11 protein-coding genes, 1 tRNA gene and 1 rRNA gene are annotated in these 18,169 nt (G+C 70.9%); 11 read left to right on the top strand and 2 right to left on the bottom strand.

Annotation, left to right across the window (positions count from 1 at the left end; translation table 11 throughout):
• Positions 1–105 (top strand): 5S ribosomal RNA (gene rrf, locus AC07AW_RS30225); the annotation flags it as partial.
• A gap of 4 nt (positions 106–109) precedes the next feature.
• Positions 110–182, top strand: a tRNA-Thr gene (locus AC07AW_RS30220).
• 110 nt (positions 183–292) lie between these two features.
• Here the strand turns inward: AC07AW_RS30220 and AC07AW_RS30215 are convergent.
• A complete protein-coding gene (locus AC07AW_RS30215; protein ID WP_478818607.1) occupies positions 293–2,938 on the bottom strand; it encodes a SpoIIE family protein phosphatase in 2,646 nt (881 codons plus the stop codon).
• A 268-nt stretch (positions 2,939–3,206) separates the two neighbouring features.
• On the opposite strand from AC07AW_RS30215, the gene AC07AW_RS30210 reads away from it, so the two are divergent.
• From AC07AW_RS30210 to AC07AW_RS30170, 9 genes are all read left to right on the top strand, one after another.
• Positions 3,207–8,687: a HAMP domain-containing protein gene (locus AC07AW_RS30210; protein ID WP_478818606.1), complete on the top strand. Its 5,481-nt coding sequence runs from the start codon at positions 3,207–3,209 to the stop codon at positions 8,685–8,687.
• Between the two features lie 304 nt (positions 8,688–8,991).
• Positions 8,992–9,666 carry a response regulator gene (locus AC07AW_RS30205; RefSeq protein WP_389236536.1) on the top strand — a complete coding sequence of 225 codons (675 nt, stop codon included), beginning with the start codon at positions 8,992–8,994 and terminating at the stop codon, positions 9,664–9,666.
• A 138-nt stretch (positions 9,667–9,804) separates the two neighbouring features.
• Entirely contained in the window at positions 9,805–12,612 is a 2,808-nt protein-coding gene (locus AC07AW_RS30200) for a DNA translocase FtsK (RefSeq protein ID WP_478818605.1), read from the top strand.
• Positions 12,613–12,834: 222 nt separating this feature from the next.
• Positions 12,835–13,662: a helix-turn-helix domain-containing protein gene (locus AC07AW_RS30195; protein ID WP_478818604.1), complete on the top strand. Its 828-nt coding sequence runs from the start codon at positions 12,835–12,837 to the stop codon at positions 13,660–13,662.
• 103 nt (positions 13,663–13,765) lie between these two features.
• The gene (gene rimO / locus AC07AW_RS30190) at positions 13,766–15,256 is read left to right on the top strand and encodes a 30S ribosomal protein S12 methylthiotransferase RimO (protein WP_478818603.1); all 1,491 of its coding nucleotides are present in this window, start codon (positions 13,766–13,768) and stop codon (positions 15,254–15,256) included.
• Positions 15,253–15,927, top strand: coding sequence for a CDP-diacylglycerol--glycerol-3-phosphate 3-phosphatidyltransferase (pgsA, locus tag AC07AW_RS30185; protein WP_478818602.1), 675 nt, complete (start codon positions 15,253–15,255; stop codon positions 15,925–15,927). The genes rimO and pgsA overlap by 4 nt, the downstream gene beginning before the upstream one ends.
• A complete protein-coding gene (locus AC07AW_RS30180) occupies positions 15,924–16,445 on the top strand; it encodes a CinA family protein (protein ID WP_478818601.1) in 522 nt (173 codons plus the stop codon). Before pgsA ends, AC07AW_RS30180 begins: the two co-directional genes overlap by 4 nt.
• Before the next feature lie 109 nt (positions 16,446–16,554).
• Positions 16,555–16,938 carry a helix-turn-helix domain-containing protein gene (locus AC07AW_RS30175; RefSeq protein ID WP_073819741.1) on the top strand — a complete coding sequence of 128 codons (384 nt, stop codon included), beginning with the start codon at positions 16,555–16,557 and terminating at the stop codon, positions 16,936–16,938.
• Positions 16,939–17,162: 224 nt separating this feature from the next.
• Positions 17,163–17,438, top strand: coding sequence for a hypothetical protein (locus AC07AW_RS30170; RefSeq protein ID WP_478818600.1), 276 nt, complete (start codon positions 17,163–17,165; stop codon positions 17,436–17,438).
• Here AC07AW_RS30170 and AC07AW_RS30165 read toward each other — a convergent pair.
• On the bottom strand, positions 17,386–18,156 hold the full coding sequence (locus tag AC07AW_RS30165) for an SDR family NAD(P)-dependent oxidoreductase (RefSeq protein ID WP_478818599.1): 771 nt from the start codon (positions 18,154–18,156) through the stop codon (positions 17,386–17,388). The genes AC07AW_RS30170 and AC07AW_RS30165 overlap by 53 nt on opposite strands.
• Positions 18,157–18,169 lie beyond the last annotated feature (13 nt).

The following is an 18,169-nucleotide window of genomic DNA, read 5'->3' as shown; positions in this document are numbered from 1 at the left end:
AGCGTTAGGGAAACGCCCGGTTACATTCCGAACCCGGAAGCTAAGCCTTTCAGCGCCGATGGTACTGCAGGGGGGACCCTGTGGGAGAGTAGGACACCGCCGAACACCTGCCCTTTTAGCTCAGTCGGTAGAGCGTCTCCATGGTAAGGAGAAGGTCAACGGTTCGATTCCGTTAAAGGGCTCTGAATGAAAAGGCCCCCGCCTCTTGGCGGGGGCCTTTTTGCGTTTCCGTTCAGTTTGAGTGTGAGCGTGCCTGGGTGGCGCCCTCCCCTGTGGGAGGGCGCCTTTTCTGTCAGTGGGGGTCCGGCTCGCGGAGGCGCATCGCCAGGATGGCCATGTCGTCGGAGGCGGGGGCCTGGGCGAAGCGCTCGACCGCGCGGAGGACACGGGAGGCGACCGCGCCGGCCGTCAGGCCCGTACAGGTCCTGAGGACCTCGGCCAGGCCGTCGTCGCCCAGCATGCGGGAGCCCTCGCGGCGTTCCGTCACGCCGTCCGTGACGCACAGGAGGACGTCGCCGGGGTCGAGCGTGATCGTCTGCTCGTACAGTTCCAGGTCCTCCATGACGCCCAGGAGCGGCTGTGGTTCGGCCGCCGGCTCGACCGTGCCGTCCGGGCGGAGGCGCAGCGGGAGCGGGTGGCCGGCGCAGACGACCTTCAGGATCGCCGAGCCGTCCGGCTGTGGGCGCATCTCGCCGTAGAGGAGGGTCAGGAAGCGGCTGCGGGCGCCCTCGTCGAGGATCGCCGCGTTCAGTCGCTCCAGGACGGCGGGGCCACCGAAGCCCTCGCGGGCGAGGAGGCGCAGGGCGTGGCGGGCCAGGCCCGTGACGGCGGCCGCCTCCGGGCCCGTACCGCAGACGTCGCCGATGGCGAATCCGTAGACGTCGTCCCTGATGGGGAAGACGTCGTAGAAGTCGCCTCCGACCTCGTTGCCCTCGCCGGCCGCGCGGTAGATGACGTCGACCTCGACGCCCGGGATCGTGGGCAGGCCGGGCGGGAGGAGGCTGCGCTGGAGGGACTGGCTGATCGCCACGCGCTCCGAGTACAGGCGGGCGTTGTCCAGGGCCAGGGCGGCTCGGCGCGAGAGGTCCTCGGCGAGTTCCAGGATCTCCTGGCGGAAGTGGTCCTCCGAGGGCCTGCCGAGGGTCAGCATGCCGATGACCCGGTTGCGGGCGACCAGGGGCAGGACGACCGTCTCGCCGGCGACCGCGCTCGCGGTGGCCAGGGTGGTGTCGATGCCGGAGGAGAGCGGGCTCGCCGGGTGGTCGAGGGCGTGGACCGACGCGGTGAGCGCGGCCCGGTGGGCGGCGTCGCCCGGCGCGGACCACACGCGGGCGCCGGGGGTCGGCACCGGGTCGGGCGGGGCGATGGAGGAGAGCAGGTCCTTGAGGCCGTCGATGCGGTCCTCGTCCTCGTGGAGCACGTACGAGAGGTACGGGTCGGAGGCCTGGTCGGCGATCGTGTAGACCGCGCACCAGGTGGCGAGGGTGGGGACCGTCATCTGGGCCATGAGGGCCAGGGTCTGGTCGCGGTCGAGGGTGCCGGCCAGGAGGTCGGAGGCCTCGACGAGGAAGCTGAGGGAGCCGCGGCGGAGTCGTTCCAGTTCGCCGAGGCGGGCGGATTCGACGGCCAGGGCGATGCGGTCGGCGGCGAACTGGAGGCGCAGGGCCTCCTCGTTGGAGTAGCGGTTCGCGCTCTCCGCGGCCACGCCGAGGGAGCCGGTGAGGCGGCCCTCGACCTTCAGAGGGACCGTCACCACCGAGCGCATGCCGGTGCCTTCGAGGAGGGGGACGGCGCCGGGGACGGCGGCCAGGTCCTCGTGGACGGCGGGCATGCGGGCGGAGCCGTAACGGCTGGCGCCGGTCTCGACGGGGACGCGGGCGAAGCGCTGGCGGGCGGCCGGGAGTCCGGTGGTGGCCCGTACCTCCAGTTCCGTCTCGTCGTCGGTGGCGAGGAGGAGGAAGGCGGCGTCGCCGTCGAGCATGTCGCGGGCGCGTTCGACCGTGCGCTGGAGGAGGCCGTCGAGGTCGTCGGGGGCGGGGGTGCCGATGAAGACCTCGAAGGGGTCGGCGGCGCGGCTCTCGGTGCCCGGTTCGGCGACGGGGCGCTGCGGGGTCTGGAGGACCGCGCGCTCGTGCTCGCGTACGAGGAGACAGACGGTGGAGGGTTCGCCCTGGGCGTCGCGGACCCGGAGGTGCGAGGCGTAGACGGGGATGACCCGGCCGTCGGCGCAGCGGATGCCGTAGCTGCCCTCCCAGCGGGAGAGGCGGAGGGCCTCGGCGAGGCCGGTGCCGATGCCGGGGGTGTGGGGCCAGGCGGCGAGGTCGCCGAGGGGTTTGCCGATGACCTGCTCGGAGTCGTATCCGAAGAGTTCCTCGGCGTCCTCGTTCCACGCGGTGATCGTGCCGCCGCGGTCGATCTGGGCGACGGCGACGCGGACGCGGCTCTCGGCGACCGGGAGGAGGGCGTCGGGGAGGACGGGGCCTGCGGAGCGGGTGCCGACGGGCCGCTGGGGGAGGTCCAGGTGGAACCAGACGTGCTTGCGGGTGGGGGAGTAGTCGACGCCCCAGCGGTGGGCGAGGGCGGCGCAGAGCAGCAGGCCGCGGCCGTTCTCGCGGTCCGGGCTGCCGAGGGTGCGGCCGCTCTGGACGGGGATCTCGCGCTCGGGGTAGCGGTCGGAGACCTCGACGCGGACGCTGTCGTCGGAGCGGAGGCAGAGGACGTCGGCGGAAGTGCCGGCGTGGATGACGGCGTTGGTGACGAGCTCGCTGGTGAGGACGACGGCGTCGTCGACGAGTTCGGGGTGCCCCCAGCCCTGGAGGGTGTCTCTGACGAAGGCGCGGGCGGCCGCGACGGACCGCCCGACGGGCTCGAAGCTGGCAGTCGCCCGCGCGGTGATCACAGCACTCCTCGTACGCGTCTCGACGCCCGGCTCTGCCATGCTCGGTCTGTCCCTCCCACTGCCCGGTGGTCGTGCGCGCACCACACCGCCCCCGCCGGGCGGACCGGGGCGGTTGGACAGCCGGATGCCAGGTTACTTACCTTCGCTGTCCGAGCGGATGCCGGTCACCGCTGATTCCGTCCCTCGGGGTAGGGACGCTGTGCGAAGCTGCCGAACTGTTATCGCCAGGTTCGAGCACGGTGAAACACTGGGCAGGCTGACGGCGAGAGCCGGAGCGGTACGGTCGACCCCTTTCGGGAGGGACACGGTGGAGTCTGGCACGGCGGCGCGGCGCGGCGGAGGCAGTGGCACGCGCGCGAGGGGCGGGCGTTCCCGTGGGGGGACGGTCCAGGTGGACGCGGCGGCGCTGGAGCGGTTGCTGGCCGCGCTGGTGTCGATGCGGGACGGGAACTTCCGTAGGCGTCTCACGGTGTCCGGTGACGGGGTCATGGCGGAGATCTCCGCCGTGTTCAACGAGGTCGCCGACCGGCAGATGCATGTGACGGGGGAGCTGTCGCGGGTCCGGCGGGTGGTCGGGCGTGAGGGCAAGCTGTCCGAGCGTCTGGAGGCGGGGGCCAGCGAGGGCGCGTGGGCGGCGGCGATCGAGGCCGCGAACGCGCTCGTGGACGATCTGGCGCGGCCGGTGTCCGAGGTGGGGCGGGTTCTCTCGGCGGTGGCCGAGGGCGATCTGGACCAGCGGATGGACCTGCGTTCGGAGAGCGCGGACGGGACCGTGCGGCCGCTGCGCGGGGAGTTCCTGAAGGTCGCTCGTACCGCCAACAACCTGGTCGACCAGCTGTCGGTGTTCGCCTCCGAGGTGACGCGGGTCGCCGTCGAGGTGGGTACGGACGGCAAGCTGGGCGGGCAGGCGCAGGTGCGCGGAGTGTCCGGTTCGTGGAAGGACCTCACGGACTCCGTCAACACCATGGCGAACCGGCTGACGGCCCAGGTGCGGGACATCGCGCTGGTGACGACGGCGGTCGCCAACGGTGATCTGTCGCAGAAGGTCACGGCGAACGTGGCCGGCGAGATGCTGGAGCTGAAGAACACCGTCAACCGGATGGTGGACCAGCTGTCGTCGTTCTCGTCCGAGGTGACCCGTGTCGCGCGCGAGGTGGGTACGGAGGGCGAGCTCGGTGGTCAGGCCGAGGTGGCCGGGGTCGCCGGTGTGTGGAAGGACCTCACCGATTCCGTCAACACGATGGCGGGAAATCTCACCAATCAGGTGAGAGGCATCGCCGAGGTGACGATGGCGGTCGCGAACGGTGACCTGTCGCAGAAGGTGCGGGTCTCCGCGCGCGGTGAGATCGCCCAACTCGCGGACACCATCAACCAGATGACGGAGACGCTGCGGACGTTCGCCGACGAGGTGACCCGGGTGTCGGGCGAGGTCGGCGCGCAGGGTCTGCTCGGCGGTCAGGCGCAGGTGCCGGGTGCGGCGGGGACGTGGAAGGACCTCACGGACTCCGTCAACACGGTCTTCCGGAACATCACCACGCAGGTGCGGGACATCGCGCAGGTGACGACGGCGGTGGCCAACGGTGATCTGTCGCAGAAGGTCACGGTGGACGTGGCCGGCGAGATGCTGGAGCTGAAGAACACCGTCAACACGATGGTGGACCAGCTGTCGGCCTTCGGTTCCGAGGTGACCCGGGTGGCGCGGGAGGTCGGCGTCGAGGGTCTGCTCGGCGGTCAGGCCGAGGTGCCGGGCGCGGCGGGGACGTGGAAGGACCTCACCGACTCGGTGAACACGGCCTTCCGTAACCTGACCGGTCAGGTGCGGGACATCGCGCAGGTGACGACGGCGGTCGCCAACGGCGACCTGTCGCAGAAGGTCACGGTCGACGTGGCCGGCGAGATGCTGGAGCTGAAGAACACCGTCAACACGATGGTGTCGCAGCTGTCGTCCTTCGCGGACCAGGTGACCCGGATGGCCCGGGACGTGGGCACCGAGGGCCGGCTGGGCGGTCAGGCGCGGGTCGACGGGGTGTCCGGGCGCTGGCGGGAGCTCACGGACTCCGTGAACTTCATGGCCGGCAACCTGACCTCGCAGGTGCGGCAGATCGCCCAGGTGACGACGGCGGTGGCCCGCGGTGACCTGTCGCAGAAGATCGACGTGGACGCACGGGGCGAGATCCTGGAGCTGAAGAACACCATCAACACGATGGTGGACCAGCTCTCCGCGTTCGCCGACCAGGTGACCCGGGTGGCCCGCGAGGTGGGCACGGACGGGCGGCTCGGCGGTCAGGCGCAGGTGCCGGGCGTGGCCGGTGTGTGGCGTGATCTGACGGACTCGGTGAACGGCATGGCCGGCAACCTCACCACCCAGGTCCGCAACATCGCGCAGGTCGCCACCGCGGTGGCGCGCGGTGACCTGTCGCAGAAGATCGACGTGGACGCGCGGGGCGAGATCCTGGAGCTGAAGAACACCCTCAACACGATGGTGGACCAGCTCTCGAACTTCGCGGAGCAGGTGACCCGGGTGGCCCGCGAGGTGGGCACCGAGGGCATCCTGGGCGGTCAGGCCGAGGTGCAGGGGGTCTCCGGCACCTGGAAGGACCTCACCCAGTCGGTGAACTTCATGGCGAACAACCTCACCATCCAGGTGCGGAACATCGCCGAGGTGACGACGGCGGTCGCCAAGGGCGACCTGTCGAAGAAGATCACGGTCGACGCCCGGGGCGAGATCCTTGAGCTGGTGACGACCGTCAACACCATGGTCGACCAGCTGTCGAACTTCGCCGACGAGGTCACGCGCGTGGCCCGTGAGGTGGGTACGGAGGGCATCCTCGGCGGCCAGGCACGCGTGCGCGGTGTCACCGGTACGTGGAAGGACCTCAGCGACAACGTCAACCTGATGGCCAACAACCTGACCAGTCAGGTGCGGAACATCTCCCGGGTCTCGGCAGCCGTCGCCAACGGCGACCTGACGAAGAAGGTGACGGTCGAGGCGCGCGGCGAGGTCGCCGAACTCGCCGAGACCGTCAACACGATGGTGACGACGCTGTCGTCCTTCGCGGACGAGGTCACGCGTGTGGCCCGTGAGGTGGGTACGGAGGGCATCCTGGGCGGTCAGGCCCGGGTGCCGGGGGTCTCCGGCACGTGGAAGGACCTGACCGAGTCGGTGAACTCGATGGCCGACAACCTCACCGGTCAGGTGCGGCAGATCGCGGCCGTCACCACCGCCATCGCCAAGGGCGACCTCACCAAGAAGATCGACATCGACGCGCGCGGTGAGATCCAGGAGCTGAAGAACACCATCAACACGATGGTCGACCAGCTGTCGAACTTCGCCGAGGAGGTCACGCGTGTGGCCCGCGAGGTGGGCACCGACGGCCAGCTGGGCGGCCAGGCCCGGGTCCGGGACGTGGAGGGCACCTGGAGCGATCTCACCGAGTCGGTGAACGAGATGGGCGGGAACCTCACCCGGCAGGTGCGGGCCATCGCGGCCGTCGCCACCGCGGTGACCCGCGGCGACCTCAACGTGAAGATCGACGGTGTGGACGCGGCCGGTGAGATCCAGGCGCTCCAGGACAACATCAACACGATGATCGCCAACCTGCGCGACACCACCCTCGCCAACGACGAGCAGGACTGGCTCAAGAGCAACCTGGCCCGCATCTCCGGCCTCATGCAGGGCCGCCGGGACCTCGACGACGTGGCGTCGCTCATCATGAGCGAGCTGACGCCGGTGGTCTCCGCCCAGCACGGCGCGTTCTTCGTGGCCATGCCGACGGGCTCGGCGCACGGCGACGCCGAACTCGTGGGCGAGGGCGACGGCTCGTACGAGCTGCGGATGCGCGGGAGTTACGGATACTCCACCGGGTCCATGCCGACCTCGTTCCGGCCCGGCGAGACCCTCATCGGGACGGCCGCCGAGGAGAAGCGGACCATCCAGGTCAACGTGCCGCCGGGCTATCTGAAGATCTCCTCGGGGCTCGGGGAGGCCTCGCCGGCGCATGTGATCGTGCTGCCGGTGCTCTTCGAGGGCAAGGTCCTCGGGGTGATCGAGCTGGCCTCGTTCCAGCCGTTCACGCAGATCCAGCGGGACTTCCTCAACCAGATCGCCGAGCTGATCGCGACCACGGTCAACACCATCAGCGTCAACACCAAGACCGAGGTGCTGCTCCAGCAGTCGCAGAAGCTCACCGAGCAGCTCAAGGAGCGGTCGGCCGAGCTGGAGCACCGGCAGAAGGAACTCCAGGGCTCCAACCTGGAGCTGGAGGAGAAGGCCGAACTCCTCGCCCGGCAGAACCGGGACATCGAGGTGAAGAACACCGAGATCGAGGAGGCCCGGCAGGTCCTGGAGGAGCGGGCGGAGCAGCTCGCCGTCTCCATGCGGTACAAGTCGGAGTTCCTCGCCAACATGTCGCACGAGCTGCGCACGCCGCTCAACTCGCTGCTGATCCTGGCCAAGTTGCTCGCGGACAACGCCGAGACCAATCTGACGCCGAAGCAGGTCGAGTTCGCGGAGACCATCCATGGCGCGGGCTCGGACCTGCTCCAGCTGATCAACGACATCCTCGACCTGTCGAAGGTCGAGGCGGGCAAGATGGACGTGTCGCCGACGCGTATCGCGCTCGTCCAGCTCGTGGACTACGTGGAGGCGACGTTCCGGCCGCTGACGGCGGAGAAGGGGCTCGACTTCTCGGTGCGGGTCTCGCCCGAGCTGCCGGCCACGCTCCACACCGACGAGCAGCGGCTGCTCCAGGTCCTGCGCAACCTGCTGTCCAACGCGGTGAAGTTCACCGACACGGGCGCGGTGGAGCTGGTGATCCGGCCCGCCGGGGCGGACGTGCCGCAGTCGATCCGCGAGCAGCTCCTGGAGGCCGGTTCGCTGCGCGATCCGGAGGCCGACCTGATCGCGTTCTCGGTCACCGACACCGGGATCGGGATCGCGGCGAGCAAGATGCGGGTCATCTTCGAGGCGTTCAAGCAGGCCGACGGCACGACCAGCCGGAAGTACGGCGGTACGGGTCTGGGGCTCTCGATCAGCCGGGAGATCGCGCGGCTCCTCGGCGGCGAGATCTTCGCCGCGAGCGAGCCCGGCCGGGGTTCGACGTTCACGCTGTACCTGCCGCTGAGCCCGACGGAGCTGCCGTCGGGCGGTTACGGGCAGGGCGTGCAGGACGCGGACGACCCGCAGCAGGGGGCCGAGGAGGGCATGGCCGGGGCCGTCCACCCGTTCCCGCACTTCCCGCCGCCGAGCGTACGCACGGAGGCGCGGTCCGGGGCCGGGGCGCTGTTCCGGCACCGGCGGAAGGCCGCGGCGGAGGCGACCGGCGTGCGGGGCGCGGTCCCCGGGCAGTCCGGCCAGCCGATCGCGGCGGAGCGGGAGGAGCAGGAGGTCGAGCCGCGCCGTACCTTCGGCTTCTCCGGCGAGAAGGTGCTCATCGTCGACGACGACATCCGCAATGTCTTCGCGCTCACCAGCGTCCTGGAGCAGCACGGGCTCGCGGTGCTCTACGCCGAGAACGGGCGGGAGGGCATCGAGGTCCTGGAGCAGCACGACGACGTGACGGTGGTGCTGATGGACATCATGATGCCGGAGATGGACGGGTATGCGACGACGACCGCGATCCGGCGCATGCCGCAGTTCGCCGGGCTGCCGATCATCGCGCTGACGGCGAAGGCGATGAAGGGCGACCGGGAGAAGGCGATCGAGTCCGGTGCCTCGGACTACGTGACGAAGCCGGTCGACCCCGATCACCTGCTGTCCGTCATGGAGCAGTGGATGCGGGGGCAGTGACTCCGGGCCGGGGGTCCGCGCCGGGCGCGGCGCGGACCCCCGGGCTCCGCCGGCGCCCACTGACGGACTGTCGCCAGAGGCGTGTGAGAGGGCGGGATACGGGGAACCTTCTGGTCTCCCACCGCGTTTCTGCTACGTGCACAGTGACATCGCGGTGACAGGGTGTGGCGACGGGCGGGGTGCGGCTACGATGACCGGCACAAGGACGGACGGCGCTAGGGAGTCGTCTTCTGGGGCGGCGCCCGGTGCTTCCCCCGGTTCGGGGGTCCGGGGAGAGCCGTTGCCGGGACGAGGAGGACGGGGCATGGTGCAGAAGGCCAAGATCCTCCTGGTCGATGACCGGCCGGAGAATCTGCTGGCGCTGGAGGCCATTCTCTCCGCGCTCGATCAGACGCTGGTGCGGGCATCGTCCGGGGAGGAAGCGCTCAAGGCGCTGTTGACGGACGACTTCGCGGTCATCCTGCTCGACGTCCAGATGCCGGGCATGGACGGTTTCGAGACCGCCGCCCACATCAAGCGGCGTGAGCGGACCCGGGACATCCCGATCATCTTCCTCACCGCCATCAACCACGGCCCCCACCACACCTTCCGGGGGTACGCGGCCGGAGCGGTCGACTACATCTCCAAGCCCTTCGACCCGTGGGTGCTGCGGGCCAAGGTCTCCGTCTTCGTCGAGCTCTACATGAAGAACTGCAAGCTGCGCGAGCAGGCCGCCCTGCTGCGGCTGCAGTTGGAGGGCGGCGGCGAGGGCGGTCACGGCAAGGAGTCCGCCGGACTGCTCGCCGAGCTCTCCGCGCGGCTCGCGGCCGTCGAGGAGCAGGCCGAGGCCCTGTCGAAGCAGCTCGACGACGACTCCGCCGACGCGGCCGCCGTCGCCACCGCCGCGCACCTGGAGCGCAAGCTCACCGGGCTGCGCCGGGCGCTCGACGCGCTGGAGCCCGGTACGGGCGCGACGCCGACGCTGCCCGCCCAGAGCTGACGTACCGTCACCATCCGTTCGGTGCGGTGGCCGGCGGCGTGATGCGGCGTCAGCATCGCGCCCCGGCACGGACGACACGAACGGGTGAGGCGGACGGGCGCTCCCCACACCGCTCCCCACACCGGTAACCTCGGCATCATGGCTTCACGTACGTCCGGCAAGGGTTCCCAGAGCACGGCGAACACCGCAAAGCCGCGGGCCGGCCGGACGACGGGCGCCGCGAAGAAAGCGGTGCCCACGAAGTCCCCCGCCAAGCCGCCGGCGAAGAAGGCGCCCGCCAAGAAGGCCGCGCCCGCCAAGCGCGCGCCCGCGCGCAAGACCGCCACGAAGAAGGCCCCGCCCCGCCCCGCCCCGTCCCCGACCGGGGGCGTCTACCGGCTCGCTCGCGGCGCCTGGCTCGGCCTCGCCCACGGGATCGGGGCGATGTTCCGGGGGATAGGGCGCGGCGCCAAGGGCCTCGACCCCGCCCACCGCAAGGACGGGCTCGCGCTGCTCCTCCTGGGCCTCGCGCTGATCGTCGCCGCCGGCACCTGGTCCAACCTGCGCGGGCCGGTCGGCGACCTCGTCGAGATGCTGGTGACCGGATCCTTCGGCCGGCTCGACCTGCTCGTACCGCTGCTCCTCGGCGCCATCGGCATCCGGCTGATCCTCTACCCGGAGAAGCCCGAGGCCAACGGCCGGATCAGCATCGGCCTCTCCGCGCTCGTCATCGGCGTCCTCGGCCAGGTGCACATCGCCTGCGGTTCGCCGGGGCGCGGCGACGGCAGCGAGGCCATGCAGGACGCCGGCGGGCTCATCGGCTGGGCCGCCTCGCAGCCCCTCGTCTTCATGATGGGCGAGGTCCTCGCCGTACCGATGCTGGTGCTGCTCACCGTCTTCGGGCTGCTCGTGGTCACCGCCACCCCGGTCAACGCGATCCCGCAGCGGCTGCGCGCGCTCGGCGCCAAGCTGGGCATCGTCGAGCCCGCGTACGACCCGGAGGAGGCCGAGGAGCACCCGGGCCGCGAGGGGTACGACGAGGAGTGGCGGGACGCCGGGCCGCGGCCCGCACGGCCCGTCCGGCGCCGCGCGCCCGGGCCCTCGGAGCCGTACGACGTCGACCGGGCCGAGGCCGAGCTGCTTGAGCGGCGCGGCCGCCCGTCCCGCCGGACCTCCGGGCGGGACGACTTCGAGACCGGTCTGGACCCGGTGGACGTCGCCGCGGCCGCCGCGGCCGCGCTCGACGGGGCCGTGCTGAACGGCATGCCGCCCTCGCCGATCGTCGCCGACCTGACCAAGGACGTCACCGCCGAGCGGAACGCCGCGCTCGCCGCCTCGGCCACGGCCGCCGCGGAAGAGGCTTCGGCGCCGGCCGCTCCCGTGCCGCCTGCCCGTGGGGGAGGCCGCCCCAGCGGGGCCGTACCCGACCTGACGAAGCCGGCGCCCGAGCCGACCGACCTGCCGCCCCGGGCCGAGCAGCTCCAGCTCGCGGGCGACATCACGTACTCCCTGCCCTCGCTCGACCTCCTGGAGCGCGGCGGGCCGGGCAAGACCCGCAGCGCCGTCAACGACGCCGTCGCGGCGGCGCTGACGAACGTCTTCACCGAGTTCAAGGTGGACGCGGACGTCACGGGCTTCACGCGCGGTCCGACGGTCACGCGGTACGAGGTCGAGCTCGGCCCCGCCGTGAAGGTCGAGAAGATCACGGCGCTGGCCAAGAACATCGCGTACGCGGTGGCCTCCCCCGACGTGCGGATCATCTCGCCGATTCCCGGGAAGTCCGCCGTCGGCATCGAGATCCCGAACAGCGACCGGGAGATGGTCAACCTCGGGGACGTGCTGCGGCTCGCGGACGGCGACGACGACCATCCGATGCTGGTCGCGCTCGGCAAGGACGTCGAGGGCGGCTACGTGATGGCCAACCTGGCGAAGATGCCGCACATCCTGGTGGCCGGTGCCACCGGATCCGGCAAGTCCTCCTGCATCAACTGCCTCATCACCTCGGTGATGATAAGGGCGACCCCCGAGGACGTCCGGATGGTGCTCGTCGACCCCAAGAGGGTCGAGCTCACCGCCTACGAGGGCATCCCGCACCTGATCACCCCGATCATCACCAACCCCAAGAAGGCCGCCGAGGCTCTCCAGTGGGTCGTCCGCGAGATGGACCTGCGCTACGACGACCTGGCCGCCTTCGGCTTCCGGCACATCGACGACTTCAACCAGGCCATCCGGGACGGCAAGATCAAACTGCCCGAGGGCAGCGAGCGCGAGCTCAACCCCTACCCGTACCTCCTGGTGATCGTCGACGAGCTCGCCGACCTGATGATGGTCGCGCCGCGCGACGTCGAGGACTCCATCGTCCGGATCACCCAGCTGGCGCGCGCCGCCGGCATCCACCTCGTGCTCGCCACCCAGCGGCCGTCCGTGGACGTCGTCACCGGCCTGATCAAGGCGAACGTGCCCTCCCGGCTCGCCTTCGCCACCTCCTCGCTCGCCGACAGCCGGGTCATCCTGGACCAGCCCGGCGCCGAGAAGCTGATCGGCAAGGGCGACGGTCTCTTCCTGCCGATGGGTGCCAACAAGCCCATCCGCATGCAGGGGGCGTTCGTCACCGAGGCCGAGGTCGCGACCGTCGTACAGCACTGCAAGGACCAGATGACGCCCGTCTTCCGGGACGACGTCACCGTCGGCACCAAGCAGAAGAAGGAGATCGACGAGGACATCGGCGACGACCTCGACCTGCTGTGCCAGGCCGCCGAACTCGTCGTCTCGACGCAGTTCGGCTCCACCTCGATGCTCCAGCGCAAGCTGCGCGTGGGCTTCGCGAAGGCCGGCCGGCTGATGGACCTGATGGAGTCGCGGAACATCGTCGGACCGAGCGAGGGATCGAAGGCGCGGGACGTGCTCGTGAAGCCGGACGAGCTGGACGGGGTCCTCGCCGTGATCCGCGGGGAGTCGGGGGCGTAGCGGCGGCGAGGCCGGGTACCCGGTTCGAGACCGGGCCGAGACTCACTCGTAAGGGAACGGTGGGCAACCGTTTCCCCTGGCCGTACGTCAAGTTGGAGGGAGGGGCAGAAGGATGTCCCAGCCTCATGGCGTACAAACAGCACCCGCCCGGTTGCCCCACCCTTTCGTACCACCCATAGACTGAACGTCCAGCAGGTGGCTACACGCTCGAAAGGCGCTCTCGTGTCCATCGGCAACTCCCCCGAAGACGACCGGACCTTCCCGGCAGACGACCGGGACTCCATCGGTCGTGCTCTCCAGCAGGCCCGAATCGCCGCCGGTCTCACCGTCGAAGAGGTCAGTGCCTCCACCCGTGTCCGGATTCCGATCGTGCACGCGATCGAGGAGGACGACTTCTCGCGCTGCGGCGGCGACGTCTACGCCCGCGGCCACATCCGCACCCTCGCGCGCGCCGTCGGCCTCGATCCGGCTCCGCTGATCGAGCAGTACGACGCCGAGCACGGTGGCCGTCCCGCGCCCACCCCCGCCGCCCCGCTCTTCGAGGCGGAACGTATCCGCCCCGAGCCCCGCAGGCCCAACTGGACCGCCGCCATGGTCGCGGCCATCGTCGCCGTCGTCGGTTTCGTCGGCTTCACGATGTTCAACGGGAACGAGTCCGGGAAGGGGACCACCGTGGCCGACGGCGGCCCCGCGCCCGCGCCCGAGAAGGCCACCTCCGCCACCAAGCCGAAGCCGGTCAAGCCCGCCGCGCCCAAGCCCACCGAGAGCGCGATCGCCGCGGTCCCGCAGGACAAGGTCACGGTCAAGCTCTCCGCGATCGACGACAAGAGCTGGATCTCGGCCAAGGCCCACGACGGCAAGCTCCTCTTCGACGGCCTGCTCCTCAAGGGCGAGTCCAAGACCTTCCAGGACGACGAGCGGGTCGATCTGGTCCTCGGCAACGCCGGTGCGATCGAGCTCTACGTGAACGGCAAGAAGCTCGACGACAAGTTCGAATCCGGCCAGGTCGAGCGGCTCAGCTACACCAAGGGCGACCCCGAGGCCGGCTGAGCCCGGGCGGCCGGTGATCCTCTCCGGCCGGTGATGTGACCTCTGTCGCGCAGGTGAACCCTGCGCGACGGGGGAACGGCCGGGACGAAGTAGTCTTGAGCCCATGCCCGAACGCCGTACCGTCGCCCTTGTCACTCTTGGCTGCGCCCGTAACGAGGTGGACTCGGAGGAGCTCGCAGGCCGCTTGGCAGCGGACGGCTGGGAGCTCGTCGAGAACGCCGAGGAAGCGGACGTCGCCGTAGTCAACACCTGCGGATTCGTCGAAGCCGCCAAGAAGGACTCCGTCGACGCCCTCCTCGAAGCCAATGATCTGAAGGACCACGGCAAGACCCAGGCCGTCGTCGCCGTCGGCTGCATGGCCGAGCGGTACGGCAAGGAGCTCGCCGAAGCCCTCCCGGAGGCCGACGGCGTCCTCGGCTTCGACGACTACGCCGACATCTCCAACCGCCTCCAGACCATCCTCAGCGGTGGCAGTGTCGAGGCCCACACCCCGCGTGACCGGCGCAAGCTGCTGCCGCTGTCCCCCGTGGAGCGTCAGGAGGCCGCCGCGAGCGTCGCCCTGCCGGGGCACGGCGCCGTGGAAGCCCCCGAGAACGTGCCGAGCGACCTGCCCGACGGCCTCGCGCCCGCCTCCGGGCCGCGCGCGCCGCTCCGCCGCCGCCTGGACACCAGCCCCGTCGCCTCCGTGAAGCTGGCCTCCGGCTGCGACCGCCGCTGCTCCTTCTGCGCCATCCCCTCCTTCCGCGGCTCCTTCGTCTCGCGCCGTCCCTCGGACGTGCTCAACGAGACGCGCTGGCTCGCCGAGCAGGGCGTGAAGGAGATCATGCTGGTCTCCGAGAACAACACCTCCTACGGCAAGGACCTCGGCGACATCCGGCTCCTGGAGAGCCTGCTGCCCGAGCTGGCCTCGGTGGACGGCATCGAGCGCGTCCGCGTCAGCTACCTCCAGCCCGCCGAGATGCGCCCCGGCCTGATCGACGTCCTCACGTCGACCGAGAAGGTCGTGCCCTACTTCGACCTGTCCTTCCAGCACAGTGCCCCCGACGTGCTGCGGGCCATGCGCCGCTTCGGCGACACCGACCGCTTCCTGGAGCTCCTGGAGACCATCCGCTCCAAGGCCCCCACGGCCGGTGCCCGCTCCAACTTCATCGTCGGCTTCCCCGGCGAGACCGAGGCGGACTTCGCCGAGCTGGAACGCTTCATCACCCACGCGCGCCTCGACGCGATCGGCGTCTTCGGCTACTCCGACGAGGACGGCACCGAGGCCGCCACGTACGAGCACAAGCTCGACCAGGACGTCGTCGACGAGCGGCTCGCCCACCTCTCCCGGCTCGCCGAGGAGCTCACCGCGCAGCGCGCGGAGGAGCGGATCGGAGAGACCCTGGAAGTACTCGTCGAATCCCTGGACGAGGAGGACGGCTGGATCGGACGCGCCGCCCACCAGGCTCCCGAGACCGACGGGCAGGTCGTGCTCACCACGGCCGACGGTGCGCTTCCCGACCTGGCCCCGGGCCGTATGGTCAGGGCGAAGGTCGTCGGCACGGAGGGCGTCGACCTGGTGGCCGAGTGTCTTTTCGAGGAGGCAGGCAGATGACCGGAGTCCCGGCATCCGCGACGGGCGGGACCGGTAGGCCGGCGCCCCGCGGCAAGCTGGGCGCGGCGGCCGTCAACCAGGCCAGCCTGTGGAACATCGCGAACATCCTCACGATGATCCGGCTCGTCCTCGTGCCGGGCTTCGTGATCCTGCTGTTCCAGGACGGCGGGCACGACCCGGCGTGGCGGGCCTGGGCCTGGGCGGCGTTCGCGGTGGCCATGATCACGGACGTCTTCGACGGGCACCTCGCCCGTACGTACAACCTGGTCACCGACTTCGGGAAGATCGCCGACCCGATCGCCGACAAGGCGATCATGGCCGCCGGGCTCATCTCGCTCTCCCTGCTCGGGGACCTGCCCTGGTGGGTGACCGGGGTCATCCTGGCCCGCGAGCTCGGCATCACCCTGATGCGGTTCTGGGTCATCCGGCACGGGGTCATCCCCGCCAGCCGCGGCGGCAAGATGAAGACGCTCGCCCAGGGCACCGCCGTGGGCATGTACGTCCTCGTGCTCACCGGGCCGCTGGCCACCCTCCGCTTCTGGGTGATGGCGGTGGCCGTCGTGCTGACGGTCGTCACCGGTCTGGACTACGTCCGCCAGGCGGTCGTCCTGCGGCGCAAGGGGCTCGCGGCCGAGCGCGCGGCCGCACGGTCGGAGACGGCGACGCGATGACCGAGGCCGCCCGGGTGCTGGCGCTGCTCGCGGAGCGTGATCAGACGCTGGCCGCCGCGGAGTCGCTCACGGGTGGTCTGGTGGCCGCCGAGCTCACCGGCGTACCGGGCGCCTCGGTGTCCTTCCGGGGGTCGGTCACGGCGTACGCCACGGCCCTCAAGCGCGAGCTCCTCGGCGTCGACGGGGCCCTGCTCGCGGAGCGCGGAGCGGTGGATCCCGAGGTCGCGCTGCAGATGGCGGCCGGTGTGCGGGACCGGCTCGGCGCCGACTGGGGGATCTCGACGACCGGGGTCGCGGGGCCCACCCCGCAGGACGGACAGCCCGTCGGAACCGTCTACGTGGCGGTCGCCGGGCCGGTCGCGACGAGCGCGCGGGCCGGGAAAGTGGTGTCGTTGAGGTTGAACGGCGATCGTACGGAAATCCGTAGAGAGAGCGTACGGAGCGTGCTGGAACTGCTCCATGAGGAACTCTCGGGAAATGCGCGGGCACAGGATACGGAACACAACGGGGGGAATTGATGTTTGCAGCCCTGAGTGAACACGACATCGCTCCCCGCACGGCCGCAGCGCGAGGCGGTACGGTGGGGCGTGAAGGATGCGGCTACGCGGTCCGAGGAGGGAGCCACCGATGATTCTGCTCCGTCGCCTGCTGGGTGACGTGCTGCGTCGGCAGCGCCAGCGCCAGGGCCGTACTCTGCGCGAAGTCTCCTCGTCCGCCCGAGTCTCGCTCGGCTATCTCTCCGAGGTGGAGCGGGGGCAGAAGGAGGCTTCCTCCGAACTGCTCTCCGCGATCTGCGACGCGTTGGACGTACGGATGTCCGAGCTCATGCGCGAAGTGAGCGACGAGCTGTCACTGGCCGAACTGGCCGAGTCGGCAGCGGCGAGCGAACCGGTGCCGACGCCGGTACGCCCGAGGCTCAATTCGGTGTCGGTGACGTCGGTGGCCGGTGTGCCCACCGAGCGGGTGACCATCAAGGCGCCCGCGGAAGCGGTGGACGTCGTCGCTGCCTGAACCGAAGTGGGGCGAAGCTCCGGTCGGTGCCTCTTTGCGGGGCGCTGACCGGGGCTTCTCTCATTTCCGGGGGCTTGGGGGCCTTCTGCTGGAGATGCCGGGTTCCGGTGGGGCGTGCCATGGTGGGAGGGACGTACGACTGGGCCGTGTGCGCCGGGTCTGCCTCCGGTGCGCCCTCCCGCAGGGTGATCCTGCCGGTCTAGCGTCGACCGCAGGAGGCGGCCATGGTACGGCGACGGGTTCCGCTGGTGACACTCGCGCTGCTCGCGTGCGGCCTCGCGGCCGGAGGGCTCTGGTGGTGGGCCGTGCTGCGCCTGATGCTCCTGCCGGGGGAGGCCGGGCCGGTCGAGGGGGCGGTGGCCGCGGGCGGCTGGGGGCTGAGCCTGCTGCCGGTGCATGTGGCGGCTTCGTCGGGGCGGCGGCTTCCCGGGCCGGTGGCCCGGGGTGTCACCAGGGCATCGCGACGCCTCCGTTGGGGCGGAGGATCTGGCCCGTCGTGAACGCCGAGGCGTCGGAGGCCAGGTGCAGGACGGCGTGCGCGATGTCCTCGGCCTCGCCGACCCGCCCCAGCGGTGAGTGACGGACCATCGCGGCCTCGGCCTGCAGTTGGGCGGCCGGCTCGTGGCGGTCCGTCATCGGGGTGCGGATCCAGCCCGGGGCGACCGCGTTGACCCGGATGCCGTGCGGGCCCGCCTCCGTCGCCAGGGTCTTCGTCAGCTGGACGACGGCCGCCTTGGTGACGCTGTAACAGAGCAGGCCCGGGCTCGCGGTGTCCATCGCGCCCGAGGCCATCGTCACGATCGAACCGGGGACGCCGGCGGCGATCATCGAACGGGCCGCCTCCTGGCACGCGTAGAGCACGCCCTTGAAGTTGACGGCGAGGACGCGGTCGAGGTCCTCGTCCCGGGTCTCCAGGACCGTGCTCGTGTGCATGATCCCGGCGATGGCGGCCATGACGTGGAGGGGTCCGGCGGCGCGGACGGCCGCCGCCAGTGCGGGCCGGTCGGTGACGTCCAGGGGATGGAGGTGCGCGGAGCCGCCCCGGCGGGCGATCAGGGCCGCGGTCTCCTTGAGGCCCGCCTCGTCGCGGTCGGCGCAGTGGACGGTGGCACCGGCCCGGGCGAGGAGGTCCGCGGTGGCGCGGCCGATGCCGCTCGCGGCGCCGGTGACGAACGCGGTGCGGCCGGTCAGGTCGTAAGCCGGGAGAGTGGTCGTCATGTCCGGACCGTAC

The organism is Streptomyces sp. NPDC044003 (assembly GCF_056435185.1).
This window is presented reverse-complemented; position numbering and strand designations above follow the sequence as displayed.

What these genes read in the sequence shown, in the direction of transcription:
- AC07AW_RS30215 (WP_478818607.1), bottom strand. Translation starts at nt 2,938, where the DNA reads ATGGCAGAGCCGGGCGTCGAGACGCGTACGAGGAGTGCTGTGATCACC.
- AC07AW_RS30205 (WP_389236536.1), top strand. Translation starts at nt 8,992, where the DNA reads ATGGTGCAGAAGGCCAAGATCCTCCTGGTCGATGACCGGCCGGAGAAT.
- AC07AW_RS30200 (WP_478818605.1), top strand. Translation starts at nt 9,805, where the DNA reads ATGGCTTCACGTACGTCCGGCAAGGGTTCCCAGAGCACGGCGAACACC.
- rimO (WP_478818603.1), top strand. Translation starts at nt 13,766, where the DNA reads ATGCCCGAACGCCGTACCGTCGCCCTTGTCACTCTTGGCTGCGCCCGT.
- pgsA (WP_478818602.1), top strand. Translation starts at nt 15,253, where the DNA reads ATGACCGGAGTCCCGGCATCCGCGACGGGCGGGACCGGTAGGCCGGCG.
- AC07AW_RS30180 (WP_478818601.1), top strand. Translation starts at nt 15,924, where the DNA reads ATGACCGAGGCCGCCCGGGTGCTGGCGCTGCTCGCGGAGCGTGATCAG.
- AC07AW_RS30175 (WP_073819741.1), top strand. Translation starts at nt 16,555, where the DNA reads ATGATTCTGCTCCGTCGCCTGCTGGGTGACGTGCTGCGTCGGCAGCGC.
- AC07AW_RS30170 (WP_478818600.1), top strand. Translation starts at nt 17,163, where the DNA reads ATGGTACGGCGACGGGTTCCGCTGGTGACACTCGCGCTGCTCGCGTGC.
- AC07AW_RS30165 (WP_478818599.1), bottom strand. Translation starts at nt 18,156, where the DNA reads ATGACGACCACTCTCCCGGCTTACGACCTGACCGGCCGCACCGCGTTC.